This window comes from Orrella marina (genome assembly GCF_003058465.1).
In the GTDB taxonomy this organism is placed as follows: Bacteria; Pseudomonadota; Gammaproteobacteria; order Burkholderiales; family Burkholderiaceae_B; genus Algicoccus; species Algicoccus marinus.
In genome coordinates, this window is record NZ_CP028901.1 from 4,030,542 (window position 1) to 4,047,504 (window position 16,963).

General features: G+C 55.0%; 16 protein-coding genes. 9 read left to right on the plus strand and 7 right to left on the minus strand.

Going from position 1 to position 16,963, the window contains the following annotated elements:
- Positions 1-15: 15 nt before the first annotated feature.
- A complete protein-coding gene (locus DBV39_RS18335) occupies positions 16-771 on the minus strand; it encodes a GntR family transcriptional regulator (protein WP_108622831.1) in 756 nt (251 codons plus the stop codon).
- Positions 772-988: 217 nt separating this feature from the next.
- On the opposite strand from DBV39_RS18335, the gene DBV39_RS18340 reads away from it, so the two are divergent.
- Genes DBV39_RS18340 through DBV39_RS18350 form a run of 3 tightly spaced genes read left to right on the plus strand, consistent with a single transcriptional unit; the run spans position 989 to position 4,094 of the window.
- The gene (locus DBV39_RS18340) at positions 989-2,002 is read left to right on the plus strand and encodes a Bug family tripartite tricarboxylate transporter substrate binding protein (RefSeq protein ID WP_227870709.1); all 1,014 of its coding nucleotides are present in this window, start codon (positions 989-991) and stop codon (positions 2,000-2,002) included.
- A gap of 35 nt (positions 2,003-2,037) precedes the next feature.
- Positions 2,038-2,577 carry a tripartite tricarboxylate transporter TctB family protein gene (locus DBV39_RS18345; RefSeq protein WP_108622832.1) on the plus strand — a complete coding sequence of 180 codons (540 nt, stop codon included), beginning with the start codon at positions 2,038-2,040 and terminating at the stop codon, positions 2,575-2,577.
- Between the two features lie 17 nt (positions 2,578-2,594).
- Positions 2,595-4,094 (plus strand): tripartite tricarboxylate transporter permease, encoded by a 1,500-nt coding sequence (locus tag DBV39_RS18350; RefSeq protein WP_108622833.1) that lies wholly within the window; start codon positions 2,595-2,597, stop codon positions 4,092-4,094.
- A gap of 286 nt (positions 4,095-4,380) precedes the next feature.
- Here the strand turns inward: DBV39_RS18350 and DBV39_RS18355 are convergent, their stop codons facing one another.
- From DBV39_RS18355 to DBV39_RS18375, 5 genes are all read right to left on the minus strand, one after another.
- Positions 4,381-5,688: a TRAP transporter large permease gene (locus DBV39_RS18355; protein ID WP_108622834.1), complete on the minus strand. Its 1,308-nt coding sequence runs from the start codon at positions 5,686-5,688 to the stop codon at positions 4,381-4,383.
- Entirely contained in the window at positions 5,685-6,242 is a 558-nt protein-coding gene (locus tag DBV39_RS18360) for a TRAP transporter small permease subunit (protein ID WP_108622835.1), read from the minus strand. The genes DBV39_RS18355 and DBV39_RS18360 overlap by 4 nt, the downstream gene beginning before the upstream one ends.
- A 21-nt stretch (positions 6,243-6,263) precedes the next feature.
- Positions 6,264-7,400: a C4-dicarboxylate TRAP transporter substrate-binding protein gene (locus DBV39_RS18365; protein ID WP_108622836.1), complete on the minus strand. Its 1,137-nt coding sequence runs from the start codon at positions 7,398-7,400 to the stop codon at positions 6,264-6,266.
- Positions 7,401-7,775: 375 nt separating this feature from the next.
- Entirely contained in the window at positions 7,776-9,140 is a 1,365-nt protein-coding gene (locus tag DBV39_RS18370) for an APC family permease (protein ID WP_108622837.1), read from the minus strand.
- A gap of 16 nt (positions 9,141-9,156) precedes the next feature.
- Complete coding sequence (locus DBV39_RS18375) at positions 9,157-10,008, minus strand: methyltransferase domain-containing protein (RefSeq protein WP_108622838.1); 852 nt, start codon at positions 10,006-10,008, stop codon at positions 9,157-9,159.
- A gap of 702 nt (positions 10,009-10,710) precedes the next feature.
- Here DBV39_RS18375 and DBV39_RS18380 point away from each other — a divergent pair.
- The 5 genes from DBV39_RS18380 (at position 10,711) to DBV39_RS18400 (ending at position 15,338) form a co-directional block, all read left to right on the plus strand.
- Complete coding sequence (locus tag DBV39_RS18380; RefSeq protein WP_108622839.1) at positions 10,711-12,024, plus strand: hydantoinase/carbamoylase family amidase; 1,314 nt, start codon at positions 10,711-10,713, stop codon at positions 12,022-12,024.
- A gap of 88 nt (positions 12,025-12,112) precedes the next feature.
- Entirely contained in the window at positions 12,113-12,244 is a 132-nt protein-coding gene (locus DBV39_RS20690) for a transposase (RefSeq protein ID WP_227870710.1), read from the plus strand.
- 189 nt (positions 12,245-12,433) lie between these two features.
- Positions 12,434-12,904, plus strand: coding sequence for a hypothetical protein (locus tag DBV39_RS18390; protein ID WP_108622840.1), 471 nt, complete (start codon positions 12,434-12,436; stop codon positions 12,902-12,904).
- A gap of 443 nt (positions 12,905-13,347) precedes the next feature.
- Entirely contained in the window at positions 13,348-14,334 is a 987-nt protein-coding gene (locus tag DBV39_RS18395) for a Bug family tripartite tricarboxylate transporter substrate binding protein (RefSeq protein ID WP_227870711.1), read from the plus strand.
- A gap of 5 nt (positions 14,335-14,339) precedes the next feature.
- Complete coding sequence (locus tag DBV39_RS18400) at positions 14,340-15,338, plus strand: D-2-hydroxyacid dehydrogenase (protein WP_108622841.1); 999 nt, start codon at positions 14,340-14,342, stop codon at positions 15,336-15,338.
- Positions 15,339-15,343: 5 nt separating this feature from the next.
- On the opposite strand, the gene DBV39_RS18405 is transcribed toward DBV39_RS18400, so the two are convergent.
- Positions 15,344-16,246 carry a LysR substrate-binding domain-containing protein gene (locus DBV39_RS18405; protein ID WP_108622842.1) on the minus strand — a complete coding sequence of 301 codons (903 nt, stop codon included), beginning with the start codon at positions 16,244-16,246 and terminating at the stop codon, positions 15,344-15,346.
- Positions 16,247-16,388: 142 nt separating this feature from the next.
- Here DBV39_RS18405 and DBV39_RS18410 point away from each other — a divergent pair, with 142 nt between their 5' ends.
- Complete coding sequence (locus tag DBV39_RS18410) at positions 16,389-16,958, plus strand: cysteine dioxygenase family protein (protein ID WP_407669215.1); 570 nt, start codon at positions 16,389-16,391, stop codon at positions 16,956-16,958.
- Positions 16,959-16,963 lie beyond the last annotated feature (5 nt).

Here is a 16,963-nt window from a genome sequence, read left to right on the forward strand (position 1 = left end):
ACGTGACTGCTCGGGTCAGACTTTCACCTCATCTGTGCCGGATTGCGAAATGTCCTGATTGTCGTGGGTCAGATATCCTGACCTGTCGCCAGGATGCGCCGAAATCGCCTGTAACAGTAATTTGCGCGAATTGGCGAGATGGCGTGTCATCAGCAATTCAGCAAGCTCACCGTCACGATGACTGATGGCATCGACAATTGCCTTGTGCTCCTTCAGTGCATTCTCGGCCCGGCCCTCGACCATTCTGTGCTGGTAGCGATACATCCGGATGAGCGGGTAGAGCTGTTTACCCAGGATGCTCTCGATGATTGAGTTACGGGCGCCTCGAACGATGCAGAAATGCAGGTCTAGCCTGTGTTCCTGCCTGTAATAGGTCTGACCAGTAGCCACCAGTTCTGAATCAGCATCAACAATCGCCTGGAGTTCAGCTATCTCCTGGTCGGTCATGTTCAGAGCCGCAAACCGACAGGCGGCACTCTCGAGCAGTTCCCTCACGGTCGCGATTTCCTGCAGCACTTCTGCCGAGAGATCAGTGATGCGGGCGCCTTGACGTGCTGTCCGCACAATAAGCCGATGCTCGTCAAGTCGGCGCATGGCCTCTCTTAGCGGACCACGACTGACTTTGAATCGACGAGCCAGTTCGGTCTCGATCAACCGCGCACCTGGCGCAAATTCGCCCTGAATGATAGCGTTCGCCATCTTGTCGTAGACCCTGTCCGACAGCGTGGCCTTGTCCTGGTTCTCGTGGTCGACTGAACGGGCGTTGCGCATTTCCTGATAGACGTCGCTGAATGAAGTGATTGAGAAAATCCGAACTGGCCTTCGTTCAGGTAGAGATTGTCGACATCTTAAACGCAAGAAACAGTTAATGCCCTAGGGTTTACCACAGGCGAATCCAAAATTGTCCTGAGATATTGTTGACAATGTTGGTTTAATATTTCCCCTGAAACAAGTTTTCGGTACAACAGAGAATTACCTGGAGAGAGATATGTCGCAAAAGATTTCAGTTTCACGTCGTGCCGTGTTGCTGGGTGCTTCGTGTGCAGTTGCCCTGTCGGCGGTATCATTTCAACTGCCTGTCATGGCAGCACAAGACTGGCCTACTCAGCCAGTCAACCTGGTGGTCGGTTTTGGGGTTGGCGGCAGCGCTGATCGCTTCTCCCGCCTGCTTGCGCAGTACCTGGAGCCCGAACTCGGCAAGCCAGTTGTGGTGGTGAACCGACCGGGAGCAGGGGGACAGTTGGCGGCTACGTATGTTCTGGCGCAAGGTGACAGTGGCCATTCGCTGTTGTCGACATCGATGTCTCCTTATCTTGCCAACTCGATCGTACACACCGGTGCTACCTACACCATGGACGATTTTGCGTTTGTTAACGGTCAGTGGTCTGACTACGACCTGATTGCTGTCAACGCCGAACTGCCTATCAAAACGTTGCCTGAGTTGCTCGAGTCGATCAAGGCCAATCCGGGTAAGCACAGCGTCAGCGTGGTGCCGAGTTCTGCCGGCCAGGTCACGACTTACCTGCTGATGGACGCTGCGGGCATTCCTGCCAAGGATGTCAACGTGGTGACCTACGATAGTGGTGGTCAGGCAAGATCTGCCGTTGCTGGTGGTCAGGTCGACTTCACCATCATCTCCGCAGAGGGCAGCGATGGCATTCGCGACAAGATCCGTCCGCTCGCGATCGTGCGTGACAAGCCACTCGAAAACTGGGAAGAGGCGATGCCCGTGAACGAGGCACTTAAACCGATGGGTATCGAGATCCCGTTGCTGGATGGTTCGATTCGTGGCATTGCGGCATCCGCTAAGTTCAAGGAGAACAATCCTGAGGCATTTAACAAACTGGTGAGCGCATACGAACGCGCTTTGCAAAACGAGGAGTTCCTTGCCAAACTCAAGTCAATGAAAATTGGCTCGGACTGGATTGGTCCCGAGAAAACCACGGAGATCATCAAGGGCAACTATGAGATCATCAACAAGTACAAGGATGTAATGAAGTAACTGGTTGTATCGGAAACGGCTGATTCGTGAGACTTATGGATAACAAAGACTGGCTTAAACGCATGGACTGGTGGCATGTGATTGTCATACTGGTCATCTCCGCCGCCATCTGCCTGTACCTTGTTGACTCCATCAATGCCTCATCCCGGGTGGGGAATCTGGTGCTGATTTTGCCGGCTTCTATCCTGGGGCTCGGACTGTGTCTGCTCACGCTGGCAGGCATTGTCCGGGAGGCGATTCGAGGCCCTTCCGAGGACGTCAAAGTTTCTACGCCGGTGGCAGGTGAATCTGACCAGCGGGGCGTTGATTCGAGTGTTGACTCGCCGGATGAACACTCAACTGTGTTTGAGCGTGCGCGCCCCCTGGTCATGCTGGCGCTGTTTGCTGTGTATGTCCTGATGATTCCCTATCTAGGCATGGATGGCAGCTCGGCTCTGTTTCTGGCCGCTGCACTGATTGTTAATGGCGAGCGCCGGTTGATCTTCATCCTGGGTTACTCGATCATTTTTGCCGCAGTTGCGACCTATATCTTCAAGTCGATTCTCCCTTATCCCCTGCATACTCTGTTCATCTGATCTCGGCGGGCCAGACCATGTTTGATTTTTCTTCGATTGCCGATGGATTCGCGCTTTTGTTCTCGGCCTGGGGACCGTGGGCGCTGATCGTTCCTGGTCTGGTGATCGGACTGGTATTTGGCGTCATTCCTGGCCTGCAGACCAGCATGGCGATGGCCATGTTCCTGCCCATCACATTCACGATGGACTTTCTGTCGGCGATTCTTTTTCTGACATCAATCTTCACCGGAGGCATGTTCGGAGGTGGTATCACTGCCATTCTGATGAATATTCCCGGGACATCATCGGCTGTAGCCACCACTTTCGATGGCTATCCGATGACTCGCAAAGGGCTTCACAATGAAGCACTCGGACTTTCGCTTGGAGCGTCTTGCATTGGTGCCGTGATCGGTTACACCATTTTGCTGCTACTCATCAAGCCATTGACAGGCGTGGTTCTCAGCATGGGGCCGACAGAAATGTTTGTCATTATTCTCTGGGGATTGACGCTTATCTCCACCCTCAGTGGCGGGTACATGATTCGCAGTCTGCTGATTGGTGTTGTCGGATTACTGGTTGGAACGATCGGAATGAGCTCGAACGGGGTTATCCGGGGTACGTTTGGCAATCCCAATCTGCTGGACGGTGTGGCCATTATTCCTGCAATGATCGGTATGTTTGCAGCGTCCGAACTGTTTTCACTTCCCAAAGCAGCGGCGAAAGCCAGCAACGCTCTGCAGGCGATCAACATGGGAGGCGTTTTCCGAGGGGCGATTCATTCGATTAAGTACCCGGGCACCATCGTTCGCGGTGGCATTATGGGCACCGTGATCGGCGCAGTTCCAGGAATCGGATCTTCTGTGGCCAATCTTGTTTCTTACGGTAGTGCCAAGCGCCGCAGCAAGGATCCTGACTCTTTCGGTAAAGGCAATCCAAACGGTGTGGTAGCTTCCGAGGCAGCAAACAGCAGCTCTGAAGGCGGAAGCATGGTGAGTCTGTTCGCGCTCGGGATTCCCGGTGGGGCCGGAACCGCCGTTCTACTGGCTGCGTTCAACGTTCACAATGTGACTGGAGGACCCCGGTTCATGGCTGACCAGGCCGATGTGATCTACGCGATCATTCTGGCCAACATCGCGCAGGCATTTCTGTTGCTGTTTGTGGGTTTGCTGCTCCTGCCCGTGCTTGCAACGATTGTCCGTGTTCCTAGAAGCATACTGGGTCCGTCAGTGCTGGTAGTTGCCACGTTTGGATGTTTTGGTATCACGGGTGACCTCACAGGTCCGATCACACTGGTGGTCTTCTCTGCAATCGGATGGGTCTTGCGCAAATATCGCTATTCTGTTGCCGCAGCTGTGATCGGCATGATGCTGGGCGGTATGGCTGAATCGGAGCTGTTGCGAAGCTACCAGATTAGCGGTGGAAACTTCTCCTACGTTCTGGGACGGCCGATCACGCTTGGGCTTCTGGCTTTGCTGATCGGATCGCTCATCGCCCCTTACGTGATCGCGCGAATCAGGAAGTCTCGTGCCAAAGCGTAGGGAGCGGTCTTTGTTCAGTCGATAATGGGGGCAAAGAATTTCACCCGGGATGGGATAGCTGTAGGTGGCGAGGTGGCGCGGTGACGGGTGACCAACTGTGAGCGCAAGCCCCTGGCTTTAGCCATGGGGTCGCTCAGTCCAGACAGAGCTTCAAAGGTAGTTGCCGATAATGCTTTTGACTCGTTGTCTAGTGGAATGCCTCTTTGAGACAGAAGGTTTCATGCCCCGGGAGGATGCTTGCCCTCATCTCGGTGTTGTCCCCTCCCTCGGGAGCGTGAATGACTTGTCAGCTGACCAGTCCCGGCAGCCAGAGCACCAGTGACGGAACAAGGATCAGCAGAGCCAGAAGGAAGAGGTCTGAAATGATGAACCAGCTGACACCGGCGAAGATCTGTGTGATCGGAACTTTGTTACCAACGATTTCCTTGATCACAAATACATTCAGACCAACCGGTGGAGTGATCAGTCCGATCTCCAGGAACTTCACCAGCAGAATGCCAAACCAGATCAGATTGGCGTCCTGAGCTTCAAGAACTGGCAACAACACAGGTAATGTGAGCAGCATGCATCCGAGTGGATCCAGAAACATGCCAAGAAAGACGAACAGAAGAGAGATCAGCAGCATCAGTTCAAGCTGAGAGAGCTCGAGTTCACTGATCAGCGAAGATAAAAATGCAGGAACTCCGCTGATTGCCAGAAAGCTGGTCAGTAGCGCGGCACCGATAGCGATGAAGAAGATCGAGGATGTGCCTTTGATGGTCTCAACGATCGCATCTTTGGTGACTTGCAGGTTGAGCGCACCCATGAACCCTGCAATGACAAATGCCAGAAATGCCCCCACAGCGCCGGCTTCCGTTGGTGTAAAAATACCTGAGAACAAACCACCAAACACACCCACCACGAGAAGCATGAATGGCCATACGTCCTTCAGGCAACGGAGTCTGTGCGACCATGTGATCTGACTGGTCACTTTTGGAGCCAGGGCGGGATTCAATTTGACGCGTACTGCAATCGTCCCGCTGTAGAAGAGAGCCGTGAGAATGCCTGGAATAACACCCCCGATGAAGAGTTGTCCGATCGAGACTTCAGCGAAAACACCATAAATGATCATGATGATGCTCGGCGGAATCATGGAGCCGATCGTTCCGGCAGCGGCCACGATACCAGCAGCAAACCCGGGTCGATAGCCATGTTCCTGCATCGCCGGTACAGCAATGCGCCCCATCGCTGCGGAGGCAGCCAGGCTCGATCCAGTCACAGCAGAGAATCCCGCCGCACCTGCGACGGTTGCGATGCCCAGGCCGCCAGGTAATCTGCCCAGCCAGACCTGTGCCGCCTTGAACAGGCCTTCGGTGATTTTTGAGTAGTAGCTGACGTACCCCATGAGCAAGAACATGGGGATGGAGCTTAATGTCCAGTGCGCCGAGAAATCATAAGGAATATCAGACAGGATGCCCCATGCCGCCCGGGGGCCAAACAGGACCCAGATCCCGCCGAAAGCCACGCCTCCCAGTGCGACACCAATCGGCACCCTCAGCATCAGTAAAACGACAACTAGCCCCAGCCCAGTGAGTCCAACCTGAATGTCACTCATCCGGACGATGCTCCCGTTTCAGGCGGCTCATCTTCCCGATCTTCAGCAGGTGGTCTGCCTGTCAGTAACGCGATGGCTTTGATTGTCAGAAAGAGCCCGAGCAATCCGAAGCCCACAATTGGAAAGAATCGGGTTGGCCAGGTAATCACGGTATAGAGAGTGCCTGAATATGTACCGATGTCATAGGCCTGCAACGCTGGCTTGACTGCCGCGTAAGCAACTGCGAAGCAGTAGGCTGCAGCCAGAGCCAGGCTGAGTAGTCTGACGATATGTTTGAGAAGGCGCGGCAGGTGGGCGTACACAATTTCGACGTGAACCAGACTGCTGCCACGCTCGAGCGCGTAGAGCGGGAACATGGCCACTCCGACCATGTAGTAGTAGGTCACCATCTCGGCGGTAACTGGAACGGGCGAGCTGAAAAGATACTTTCCAGCCACGTCCAGCGTGACCTGTATCATCATCGCAAGCAGACACAGGCCTCCCAGAATCAATGGAATCCGGGAGACCTTGTCGAGCCAGCGGCTGTGTGTGTGGTCGGAGTCGGTCGTATCCAATGCCAGGCCTTGTGGACGGGTTTACATACCGTAGGTTTTTGGATCGACCTTGGAGTAGATCTCCTGCTGCATACGCTCTGCGAGCTTGTTGCGATCGGGCCCTACTTCGTTGACGATACCTTCCCATTTCTTGAGCAGTTCGCGGTAACGTGTGATGATCGGCTCGGCATCCTGAATACCGTATTGATCCTTTGCAAGTTGCTGGAGTTTCTTGGAGTCTTCTTCCACGAATGCGTCGCGCTGTTTGACGAGTGACTCGCCTGGTTTGACGATGTTGACGTTGTGCTGTTTGGCTTGTTTGAGGACATCGTCATCGCTATCCATGTATGCAAACGTCACGCCCATTACACCGAGGGCTGAGCCATCAAGCAGAATCTTGCGCTGTTCTGGTGTGAGATCACGCCAGAAAGACTGGTTCATTGTGAATAGTGACATTGCTGCGTAGGTGCCCAGACCTAGCATGACGTCATACTTTGCGATATCCCACAGACTGAATGACTTGAGCGCTGACGGCGAGAAAACGGCTACGTCCACTCCACCACGATCCAGTGCCTCAAACATCTCGGCAGATGAAACGTTGACCGCAGTGCCGCCGACATAATTGGCCCAGCGATCCCAGAGCGTGCCAGCAGAGCGGAACTTCTTGCCCTTGAGGTCAGCCGGGCTTTCGATCGGCGTTTTGGATATCAAAGTGTAGGGAGTCGTGGAATAGGATGAGGTGAAGACCAGACCCTTTGAGGTGAACTCGTCCCTGCATGGTTTGCAGTCAAGTACGACCAGTTCCGTGACTGCCGCAGCAATGGCTGGGGGGTTCTCGGAGAACATAGCCATGTTGGAGACCAGTTGTGCGTAAGGAAACTCTGCCGGAAAGTATGTAAGGGCCAGCACACCGATGTCAGCGATGCCATTCCGAACGGTTGGTAACGTGCTTTTGGCGTTGGAAAGTGATCCGCCGCTCCAGAACTTGAAATCCAGTTCGCCGTTGGATTCCTTCTTGACGTAGTTCATGAACGGGTCGTACCCCCCAATCACGCCTGGGTGCTTGGGGGGATGCCATGAGGACGCCCTGATGACTGTCTGGGCCAGTACGCTTGATGCTGCGGCGGCGAGAACGGAGCCGATAATGAGTTTGCTGACCACGTTTCTGGCTTGAAGCATGTCTGTCTCCTGTTGTTTTCTGGGCACCGATTACGATGCGATGTCCGGTTGCCGGATCATGTTCGTGTCGCTTCTCTTGCGGATTTTTATGCACCGTGGGCGACCTGTGAACCCACTATAGGAAAAAGTATCGCTGCATACAATGTCTTTTTTTCCTGGGATCTTGAGCCTGTCTGTGTGATTGATTCAGGCGTGCTGGTCCTGGAGAAAGGACTTTTCCGGGGACGACGTGCTCGATTGGGAATGGCTTCAGAGAGCGAACCGAATGCCTCAGTAGCGTGACGCTGCCAGTCGGTGCAAACGGGGGTGAGTGCCGGGTGAGTGCCAGAGAGAACGCGGTGGCAGGTCGCCACCGCATTCACGCTGCCAATGAGTTCAGTCCGACTCGGACTGAACTGGAGCAGACCGTTCGCTGCGAGTGATGGCAAGTAGTGCCACCACTCCAATCGCCATCACGATCAACGACACGTGGACCGCCTGCTGACTGTGTGCATAGATGATGCTGGAATAGGTCAGGTAGGCACAGACCATACAGAAAATGATGGGCAGGACCGGGTAGAACGGAACCTTGAACGGCCTGCTGGCGTTCGGATCGATCTTTCGCAGTCGCATGAGGGCCAGTCCAACCAGGAACAGAAACCCCCAGAACACGGGTGCCGTGAACTCCACCATGGCTTCGAATCCGTCTACGTAGGCCGAACCCAGACCGATGAGTCCGAGGGTGATCGAGGACTGGATGATGTGCCCCATCACCGGGGTGTTGTTTCCCTTCCACGCCCCGAGAAAACGTAGTCCATGCCAGTCGTTGCCCAGGGCATAGTTGGAACGGGCCCCAACAATCATGGTGGCGTTGATACTGGTGAGAGCCGCCAGTGCGACCAGTGCACTGATCAGCCAGTTGGCCCAGTTGCCCAGACTCAGAGCTACCAGTTCAGAGGCTGCGGCCGGACTCGATGCCAGCGCCGAGAGCCCGAGCCCGGATAGCAGCGCGATATTGAACAGCACATACAGGGCGGTAATGAGCAGCAGACTGATCACGATGACTGGAAGCATGGCGCGAACGCCACCTTTTACCTCGGCAGAAATATATGCAGACTCGTTCCAGCCACCAAAGGTCAGCAGCACAAACACCATTGCGAGACCCAGCATGCCTAGAGGCGGTGTCGAAGAGAAAGCGGGAGGGGATTCGGAAGCCGGCGCCTGAATCCAGAATGCACTGACGGCGACAATCAGCAAACCCAGGAATACCACGGCCGTCAGCAAGGACTGTACGCTTGCTGCCATCCTGAGTCCTGCGAGATTCGTGCCCGTCAAAACGAGAACGATCAGCACGGCCCAGATGGCAGAGGAATGGGTGCCCAGGTTAACGATTCCTGAAACGTAGTCGCCGAACACAAAAGCCAGCAAGGCGATCGAGCCCGTATTGATGACAGTTGCCTTGGCCCACGCGTAGAGAAACGATACGGAGCGCCCATACGCTCGCGACAAAAAGTGGTAGTCGCCACCGGTGCTGGGGTAGGTTGTTGCAAGTTCCGCATAGCAGAGCGCGCCGATCATTGAGATCACGCCGCCCAGAATCCAGGCAAACAGTGCCCACCCCCAGTCTCCCGTGACACTGGCGACAAGCGAGGGGGTTTTAAAAATACCGGCACCGACGACAATGCCGATCACGATGGTGACTGCGCCGACGATCCCCAGATTGCGATCCGGGGTGCCTGCAGATTGGGTGAGTTTTGTCACGATCAGTCGGCCAGCCTTACTTCACACGCGATGCGCTGATTTCTTCGAGACTGGTGTTCTCGAGCAGGTTGCCGACCATGCGGTCTCCCGCCACCTTTAGTTCAGCGACACGGTGCTTGCCTGCAGGGTTGGTGAAGCGAAACACCAGGTTGTCACCTGAGAGCTTCGCTGAGAGAAGCGGAGTCGTTTCACCATGAATGGTGATCGAGCCACCGACATTCTGGAACTGCTGGGTCAGGTTTAGCTCAGCCTTGTCGAGTTCGACCCCTCCTTCAATCGCCCATGTGCCTTGCACCTTTGCTGGCACGATCCAGAAGTAGCCTTGTGTGTAGTCTTTGCCGAGTGTGTCATCCGGCTCCCAGTCAGCCATGTCGAAACTGTTGGAAACGATCCGGGTGCCCGGCTTCATGTCCAGCAGTGTCGGGCGAAGCTTGAGGTTGAGACTCGGCAGGAGATAGAGGGTGACGACGGTTGCTTCGGAAAAGTCTTCCTGAAAAATGTCACCATTGATGATGGTGACTTTGTCAGCCAGACCCTGGCGCTGGGCGTTGCGAGTGGCCAGCGCGGCCATGTCGGGATTGAACTCGATACCGTAGGATCTGGCACCGTAGTCGCGCGCGGCCGCGATGGCGATTTTGCCGTCACCCGCACCCAGGTCATACACGATGTCCGTTGGCTGGACATCGGCGCGATCGAGCATTTGCTTGATCAGGCTGTCTGGTGTCGGGACCCAGATCACGTCCTTTCCCCCTTGCCCTACGCTGGGTTCGTAAACGTCATCGCCGAGCTTGCTGTCGTTGGCAAAGACAGCACCAGTACCAAATAACGCGATGGATACAGTTAAGGAACCGAGCAAGGTGTGCAGCATGGAGGTCTCCTGATGAATGATCACTACGTATCAGATCAGAACAACCGCTTTGCGGTCAATCCTGATCTGCTCATGTGTAGAACGTTGACTGACCATCTCGTGTAGCGGGTTACTGAAAAGAAACTATTCGGTCAGAAAACAAATGCCGAGTCTAGAAAGCTGGCTGAGGTTGCGTCATAAAAGACCTTTTACACCGATAAACCTTTGGAACTAACTCATGTACAGACAGTCTCATCAGGTTAACTTCTGACCCAAAGCCTGATTGGTCCCGTTCTGCCTGATCCGTGCCATATTCACCTCTTCTGGCACTGTGCGCCTGCAGATCAGAATAGCGACTTTTGAGTCATCTGCCTGACGAACCGGTTTTCGCTGGCTTTCGCGGTTTCTCGCGTCCTGCACTACCTGCTCCCGCTTGTTTTGGCCACCTCTTTTATCATCGCATCATTCATCGCAGACACCCCGATATGTGAGTCTTACATGAGCGTCAACTCGCGTAATGGCAGTCGCGTCAGCGCTGGAAAGTCTGGCACAAAATTTGCTTGACCGGCAGGGCCGTTTACTGAGCAAAGGGTTGCGTGCTCTGCGTGGCACAACCGCTGTCAGATTTTATTGCACGGCACGCCAGCCAGATGCTTAGAATCAGGATGCTGGCGCGCCAGCTTTGTCGATGCCCATTTCTGAAACCCGCGGGAGTTCTGTTTGATGTCCATATTTGACCAATCCGTGCTGCAGCAGGCTGCTGCAATGACTGATCGACTGTTTGAGGAGCTCAAGGCAGGCAGTTTTGATCCGGTGAGTTCTGGGGTGTGTCGCGACACATATGGGGCGGGAGAGCAGTTCGCACACGATCTGGTCCGGCAGCATGCACAGTCCATGGGACTGTCTGTCTGGCATGATCATCTGCTCAATACCTACATGAGTCTTAAGGGAGCGAATACCGGGTTGCCAGCGATTGTGATCGGTTCGCATCTGGATTCGGTTCATTCCGGTGGGAACTATGACGGTGCTGCCGGCGTGGTGGCCGGTCTGGTTGCGGCGAAGATGCTGGACATGCAAGGAATCCGTCTTGAGCGCAATCTCACGGTGATGGGGGTCCGGGCAGAAGAAAGCATGTGGTTCCAGCACTCCTACATTGGCAGTCGCGGCGCACTTGGAACCCTGGACCCTGAAGCACTCAACCACCGGCGAGTGGACACGGGTCGTACGCTAGAGACATATCTTATGGAAGCAGGTGGAGATCCCCAGGCAGTGCGTGAGCGTCGGGCGGTTCTCAGCTCCTCGAACGTCGAGGCTTTTTTCGAGGTGCACATTGAACAAGCCCCGAGTCTTGCCGCCGATGGCTATCCAGTCGCGGTAGGTACGGCGATTCCAGGGAATGTTCGCTATGCACATGCGCGTATCGTCGGCGAGTATGGTCATGTCGGACTTCCAAAACGATTCAGGCACGATGCGGCGCTGGCGGGAGCCGAGCTATTTGTTGCGATGCAGACGTTCTGGGAGCAAGAGGATGCTGCCGGGCGTCCGATGGCATTTACGATCGGAGAGTTTCACACTGATTCAACTCGCCATGGATTGACTATCGTGGCCGGTGAGTTCCAGTTCAGTATCGACATGCGGGCATATGACAGCGATCATCTCGCTGCAATCGAAGCGAAGTTTCTGGAGACTGTGCGGCAGATCGAGGCCAGGCATGGGGTTCGATTTGAACTCGGACCGCGCAGCAGTGCACCGGTCGCGCTGGCCGATCCCCAGTTGTCAGCCGACCTGCGCGAGGCCGCCGAACGTCTGGAAATCGAAGCAACAGATCTTCTGAGTCCGGCCTCGCACGACGCAGCGGCGTTCAATGCCGCTGGCATTCCGTACGGATTCCTGTTTGTACGAAATGACAATGGAAGCCACCATCCACAGGAGCATATGGATCACGGCGACTTCATGCTGGCCGTGCGCGTGCTGGCCGAGATGCTTGTGAAGCGGTATGGATGCGGGTCAGTCGTGTGTAGAGCAGGAATCAGTTGACCAACTGTGAGCGCAAGCCTCTGACTTTAGTCATGGGGTGAGCGAATGGCTATAGTGTTATTCGAGACTGGTTGAGTATCATCGCTGCATGCCTGAATATCGCATCCGCTACAAGTCCAGCATTAAGGTGGTGTATTCCTGTAACTACCACGTCATTTGGTGTCCAGAGTATCGCCGCGATGTGCTCAAGCATGGGGTGGTTCAGGGCTTTCTTCAGTAGGAGGCGCGCAGACCGTGTTCGACAGTTTCTATGTACACTGGATCAAACTGCAGCGTTCTGCTGCAAGGTTGCCAATTGTGACGGCTTTAGCGTCAAACTTTTGACGCACGCGATGCGAGGACAGGCATGTCTGAGTCCTTTACTGAGCCGCATACTGCTCGTACCGGTAAATCCGGTCAAAGAGGTCACATGACAGAACCCGAACAGAGAGGGTGGATGCGTTCGTTTGGCGTACTGGTAATTTTTGCTGGCGTAGGGCCACTGGTGGGTTCGATCGTTGTCTATGCCTGGATCGGGGTCTCGCAGGCGTTGACTGCGATGCTGACGGGCCAGTGGGCGCAAGGGCTTGAAATGGTGGCATTTGCCGTTTCCTTTGGTGTGCTGTTTACGCTGCCGCTTGGTTATGTGCTGGGTCTGGTACCGGCGCTGGCGGTAGGTCTTGCAGTGCTTTGGTGGGAACGCCGCAGTGCACGCGGGCGTCAAGGCCTTTCTGCGCGTGTGGCCGTGGTGGCAGCCAGTATTTTCTGGGTGGCGGTTGTGTTTTTCAGAGGTGTTTCGATCAGTGGCAGCTGGGATGCCTGGATTGGTGCAGGGTCATCGTTCAGTGCACTGGTGGTGTCTGCCTGGGTCTGTACGCGAATTGCAAGGCGTGTCTGCTGAAAGATCGTGTCTGTGCAAAGATGCTTCGATGCCAGCCGTTCGCGAGCGCGAAACGGGCGGTTAATGATCCTCGAAAGCAGGTGCATACACGCGGTTGATTGCGCGTGGGTGTGCTCTGCCCATTCTTTCCCTTTTTGTCCCTCGCTGACTTTCAGGTCTTTGGCCGTCTGCGTCGTGTAAGCGTGTTGCACCTAACTGACTGTAGCGACTGCTGCACGTTGTTACTGCAAGGTGCGCACCGATGTGTCAGGCTTAAGTTCCACTGGATAGAACAAACGCTGTCAATCCGCCCGCAAACAGGTTTGCGCCTGTTCATAATCAAGGGCTATTTAAATTTCGACCTGTGAGGTTGTTTCAACCTTTCGTAGTCTCATGTCGAGTTGTTTCGACTACTGACTGACGCAGTTTGCATAAATTTCAATAACAAGAACCGGAGTTCCCCCGTGAAAACTTTCTCAATCCGTCGCATCGCCAGCCAGATGGCTCTGGGCGCATGTATTGCTGGCGCAGCGCTGAGCGCTCATGCGCAGTCTGCAGGCGCCTATCCCGAGCGTCCTGTCAAGATCCTTGTTGGATTCACCGCCGGTGGTACTACGGATATCATCGCCCGAGCGATGGCCGGAGAACTTACTGGTGTGATGCCGGGCGCAACGTTCGTGGTGGAGAACAAGCCTGGAGCAGGCGGTGACATCGGGTCGGCCGAAGCGATCCGAAGCCCTGCTGATGGATATACGCTGCTGATGGCCTCGGTCGGGCCTATCGCAATCAACCCGAGCCTCAAAAAGCTCAAGCACGATCCTCAGAAGGATCTGGCACCCGTGATCCTGGTGGCCGATGTGCCGAACGTGCTGGTAGTTCATCCGGACCGCAACATCAGCACGTTTGAAGCGTTTCAGAAATGGGCCAAGGAAAACGTCGGCAAACTGAATTATGCCTCCACGGGAACGGGTACCTCGGCGCACCTTTCAAGTCACATGCTGTCCGACCGTATGGGCATTGATGCAACGCACGTACCGTATAAAGGCGCTGAAGCACTCAATGATCTGATGGCAGGGCGCACGGACTTCATGTTCGCGACTATTCCGTCGGTCATCGGGCAGATCAAGGCCGGCAAACTGGTTCCAATTGCTGTTTCAAGCCCCAATCGCTCACGTTCACTGCCTGACGTGCCGACAGTTGCAGAGATGGGCTATCCAGGATTCGCGGCTGGATCATGGTTTGGCCTGCTGGCCCCGACTGGTACGCCAGAGCCTGTCATTGTCGAGCTTAACTCGAAGATCAACCAGATTCTCCCGAACCTCGAGGGTCGCTTTGTTTCCGCTGGCGCAGACCCAGTGGGCGGCAGTCCGGATGACTTCCGCAAGTTCATCGCAGCCGAGCACGACAAATGGGCTGAGGCTATCAAATCAGCAGGAATCGGAAAACAGTAAATCATATGAGCCAGAACCCGCTTCAGATTCTTGTGGCCGATCCGGTCTGGAAAGTCCGCGAGGCAGACATCACTCAGATAATGGGTGAGCGTTCCTTTGTTCGAGTCAGTGTTGATGATGTATTGTCAGATCGAGCCAATCCCGAGGTCGCTTTTATCTCGCGGGATGTGACTGGCGCTTCAACCAAGTACGACATCAAACCGGATACCCAGCGGTATTACGATGCGTTGCTGAAGTCCGACGCCCTGAAGTGGGTGCATGTCCATTCCGCGGGTGCTGACCGGTTCGTCTACATTGACTTGATGAAGCGCGGTGTCTCACTGACGACATCGCCTGGCGCCAATGCCAGCGGTGTCGCCCAGACAACGCTGGCAGCCATACTGGCGCTGGCCAGAAACCTGCCGGCACTGATGCAGGCTCAGAAGGAACACCGCTGGCAGACCTTGCTTGCACTCGGTGTTCCGCCGGACCTGGAGGGCCAGACCGCGGTAATCGTTGGTTGGGGTCCGATCGGCCAGACCATCGGCAAGGTGTTGCACGCGCTCGATGTGCGGATCGTGGTGGTTCGCAACACAGCTTCACCGATTGATATTGCGGACAAAGTGGTGTCGTGGGACGGTTTCCATGACGTCCTGCCCGAGGCGGACTGGATGGTCCTGGCGTGTCCACTCACGAAACAGACGACCAATCTCATGAGCCGGGAGGCATTCGAGCGAATCAAGCGTGGCGCCATGATTGCAAATGTATCGAGAGGTGCGGTTGTTGATGAGCCCGCAATGATTGAGAAACTTCAGTCTGGCCACCTTGCGGGGGCTTACCTTGATGTATTCGCGGCAGAACCACTACCAGCAGACTCGGTGCTCTGGGATATGCCCAATGTGATCGCCACCGCCCATACGGCCAGTTTCTCGCATGGCATGTATGCCCGTATGGAGCAGATGTTCCTGGACAATCTGAAGCGGTATGTCCAGGCAGAACCCCTTGTAAACGTGGCGAGTCCCTGATCTGATCAGAATGGATGAGTCGCAGGAGGCTTCCTGCTCGAAGGGCCAGGGTGCAAGGTGTGACCGAGCGTCGAACGCAGCATGTCAAAAACACGCTGCGTCGTGGCGTTGGGATCGGGCCGGATCCAGAGGTAGAAAGTTGCATCCGGCAGGCCTGGCATGGCATCTGCCTCGCCGAGTGCCCGCATGTCCTGGCTCAACAACTCTATGCTTCTTGCTGTTACGCCTAACCCCGCGCGAACCGCTGCCTTGATTCCGACCAGATTGGGCGCAACGTAGCGAATGTGCCAGCGTACCTTGTTCTGGCGTTCGAGCGCTTCCAGGCCAATCTTCCTGAAAATGCTTGGTTCATCTGCGAGTATCAGTGGCACTGGCTGTTCTGGATCATGCACATAATCTGCTGCACAGATCCAGGCCGTGGGGGAGTGACGCAGTACAAATCCGTCCAGTGCCTGATCATGCCGGGTCGAGATGGTCATGTCGATCTCGCCCAGGTGTAACGCCTGCATGAGAAAGGGGCTGCGGTCCACACGGATCTCAAGCTGAACCTGAGGGGCTGTTCGGACGATGTTCCGCAGCACGGGCGGCAATATGGTGTCAGCAATGTCGTGTGGTGCGCCTAGCCGGATGGTCCCTTGATGAGGCAAGGAAGTGAGCGTATGGATAGCCTCGTCATTGAGTGCGATGACTTGTCGGGCGTAACCGACAAGTTTCATGCCGGCCTCGGTGAGCCGCTTCTGTCGTCCTTGCCGCACAAAGAGAGGCGTGCCGACGGTTTCTTGCAGCCTTTGCATCTGCTGGGTTACGGCAGACTGTGTTTTGTGAAGATGCTGCGCGGCTCTGGCGAAGGTCTGGTATCTGGAAATGGCCAGTAGTGTCCTGAGAAGGTCAATTTCAAGCGAGCGCATTCATCTCCCGCTGGTCTCCCGTTCATCATGTTCGATCTATGAAATATTAGCGTTTCTAATCAATCAGTTCAAACAATATAAATTGTTTTTGAGTTGTTGGCTTCTTAGAATGGATGAAAACTGTCATTCAGAGGGAAAAAAAGTGTCTGATGATATCAAGAATGAGATCCGTAAACGCATCGAATCAATCAGGAAAATTGCACAGAACGGCGAAATGACGCGGAGCAAGCTCGATCAGATCGAGGCCGTCGTGCGGGACCTCGCGAGCCACAAGTCGTGGTGGGCGGAAGAGCAATATCCCGCTCCTGAAAATGGTGAGCTTCAGGCCCGTTACCTGATTTCGCAAGAGCCAGACCAGACATGCGCACTCTATTTGAACGTGATGCGGCCTGGCAAGAAGATCATGCCGCACAACCATACGACCTGGGCCTGTATCGCAGCAGTTGAGGGTACCGAATACAACTACGTGTATGAGCGCACTGCGCCTGGTGCCTCTACACTCAGAAAGGTCGATACGATCGAAGTCTCGCCGGGGCATTCAATCGGATTGCTTGCAGAGGACATTCACGCCGTGCAGATAGAGGGTGAGCAGCCGATTCGTCACTTGCATCTTTATGGACGCGCTCTCGAGACGTTGACTGAACGAATAACGTTTGATCTTGAATCTGGCACCTCGACGATCATGGATATCGGTGTCAAGACCAGGAGTTAGCAGGC

Bases quoted from the DNA above. Each gene is read 5' to 3' on its own strand.
- DBV39_RS18365 (WP_108622836.1), bottom strand. From the start codon at position 7,400: ATGCTTCAAGCCAGAAACGTGGTCAGCAAACTCATTATCGGCTCCGTT.
- DBV39_RS18405 (WP_108622842.1), bottom strand. From the start codon at position 16,246: ATGCGCTCGCTTGAAATTGACCTTCTCAGGACACTACTGGCCATTTCC.
- DBV39_RS18350 (WP_108622833.1), top strand. From the start codon at position 2,595: ATGTTTGATTTTTCTTCGATTGCCGATGGATTCGCGCTTTTGTTCTCG.
- DBV39_RS18335 (WP_108622831.1), bottom strand. From the start codon at position 771: ATGCGCAACGCCCGTTCAGTCGACCACGAGAACCAGGACAAGGCCACG.
- DBV39_RS20690 (WP_227870710.1), top strand. From the start codon at position 12,113: ATGCCTGAATATCGCATCCGCTACAAGTCCAGCATTAAGGTGGTGTAT.
- DBV39_RS18355 (WP_108622834.1), bottom strand. From the start codon at position 5,688: ATGAGTGACATTCAGGTTGGACTCACTGGGCTGGGGCTAGTTGTCGTT.
- DBV39_RS18345 (WP_108622832.1), top strand. From the start codon at position 2,038: ATGGATAACAAAGACTGGCTTAAACGCATGGACTGGTGGCATGTGATT.
- DBV39_RS18340 (WP_227870709.1), top strand. From the start codon at position 989: ATGTCGCAAAAGATTTCAGTTTCACGTCGTGCCGTGTTGCTGGGTGCT.
- DBV39_RS18390 (WP_108622840.1), top strand. From the start codon at position 12,434: ATGACAGAACCCGAACAGAGAGGGTGGATGCGTTCGTTTGGCGTACTG.
- DBV39_RS18400 (WP_108622841.1), top strand. From the start codon at position 14,340: ATGAGCCAGAACCCGCTTCAGATTCTTGTGGCCGATCCGGTCTGGAAA.
- DBV39_RS18375 (WP_108622838.1), bottom strand. From the start codon at position 10,008: ATGCTGCACACCTTGCTCGGTTCCTTAACTGTATCCATCGCGTTATTT.
- DBV39_RS18380 (WP_108622839.1), top strand. From the start codon at position 10,711: ATGTCCATATTTGACCAATCCGTGCTGCAGCAGGCTGCTGCAATGACT.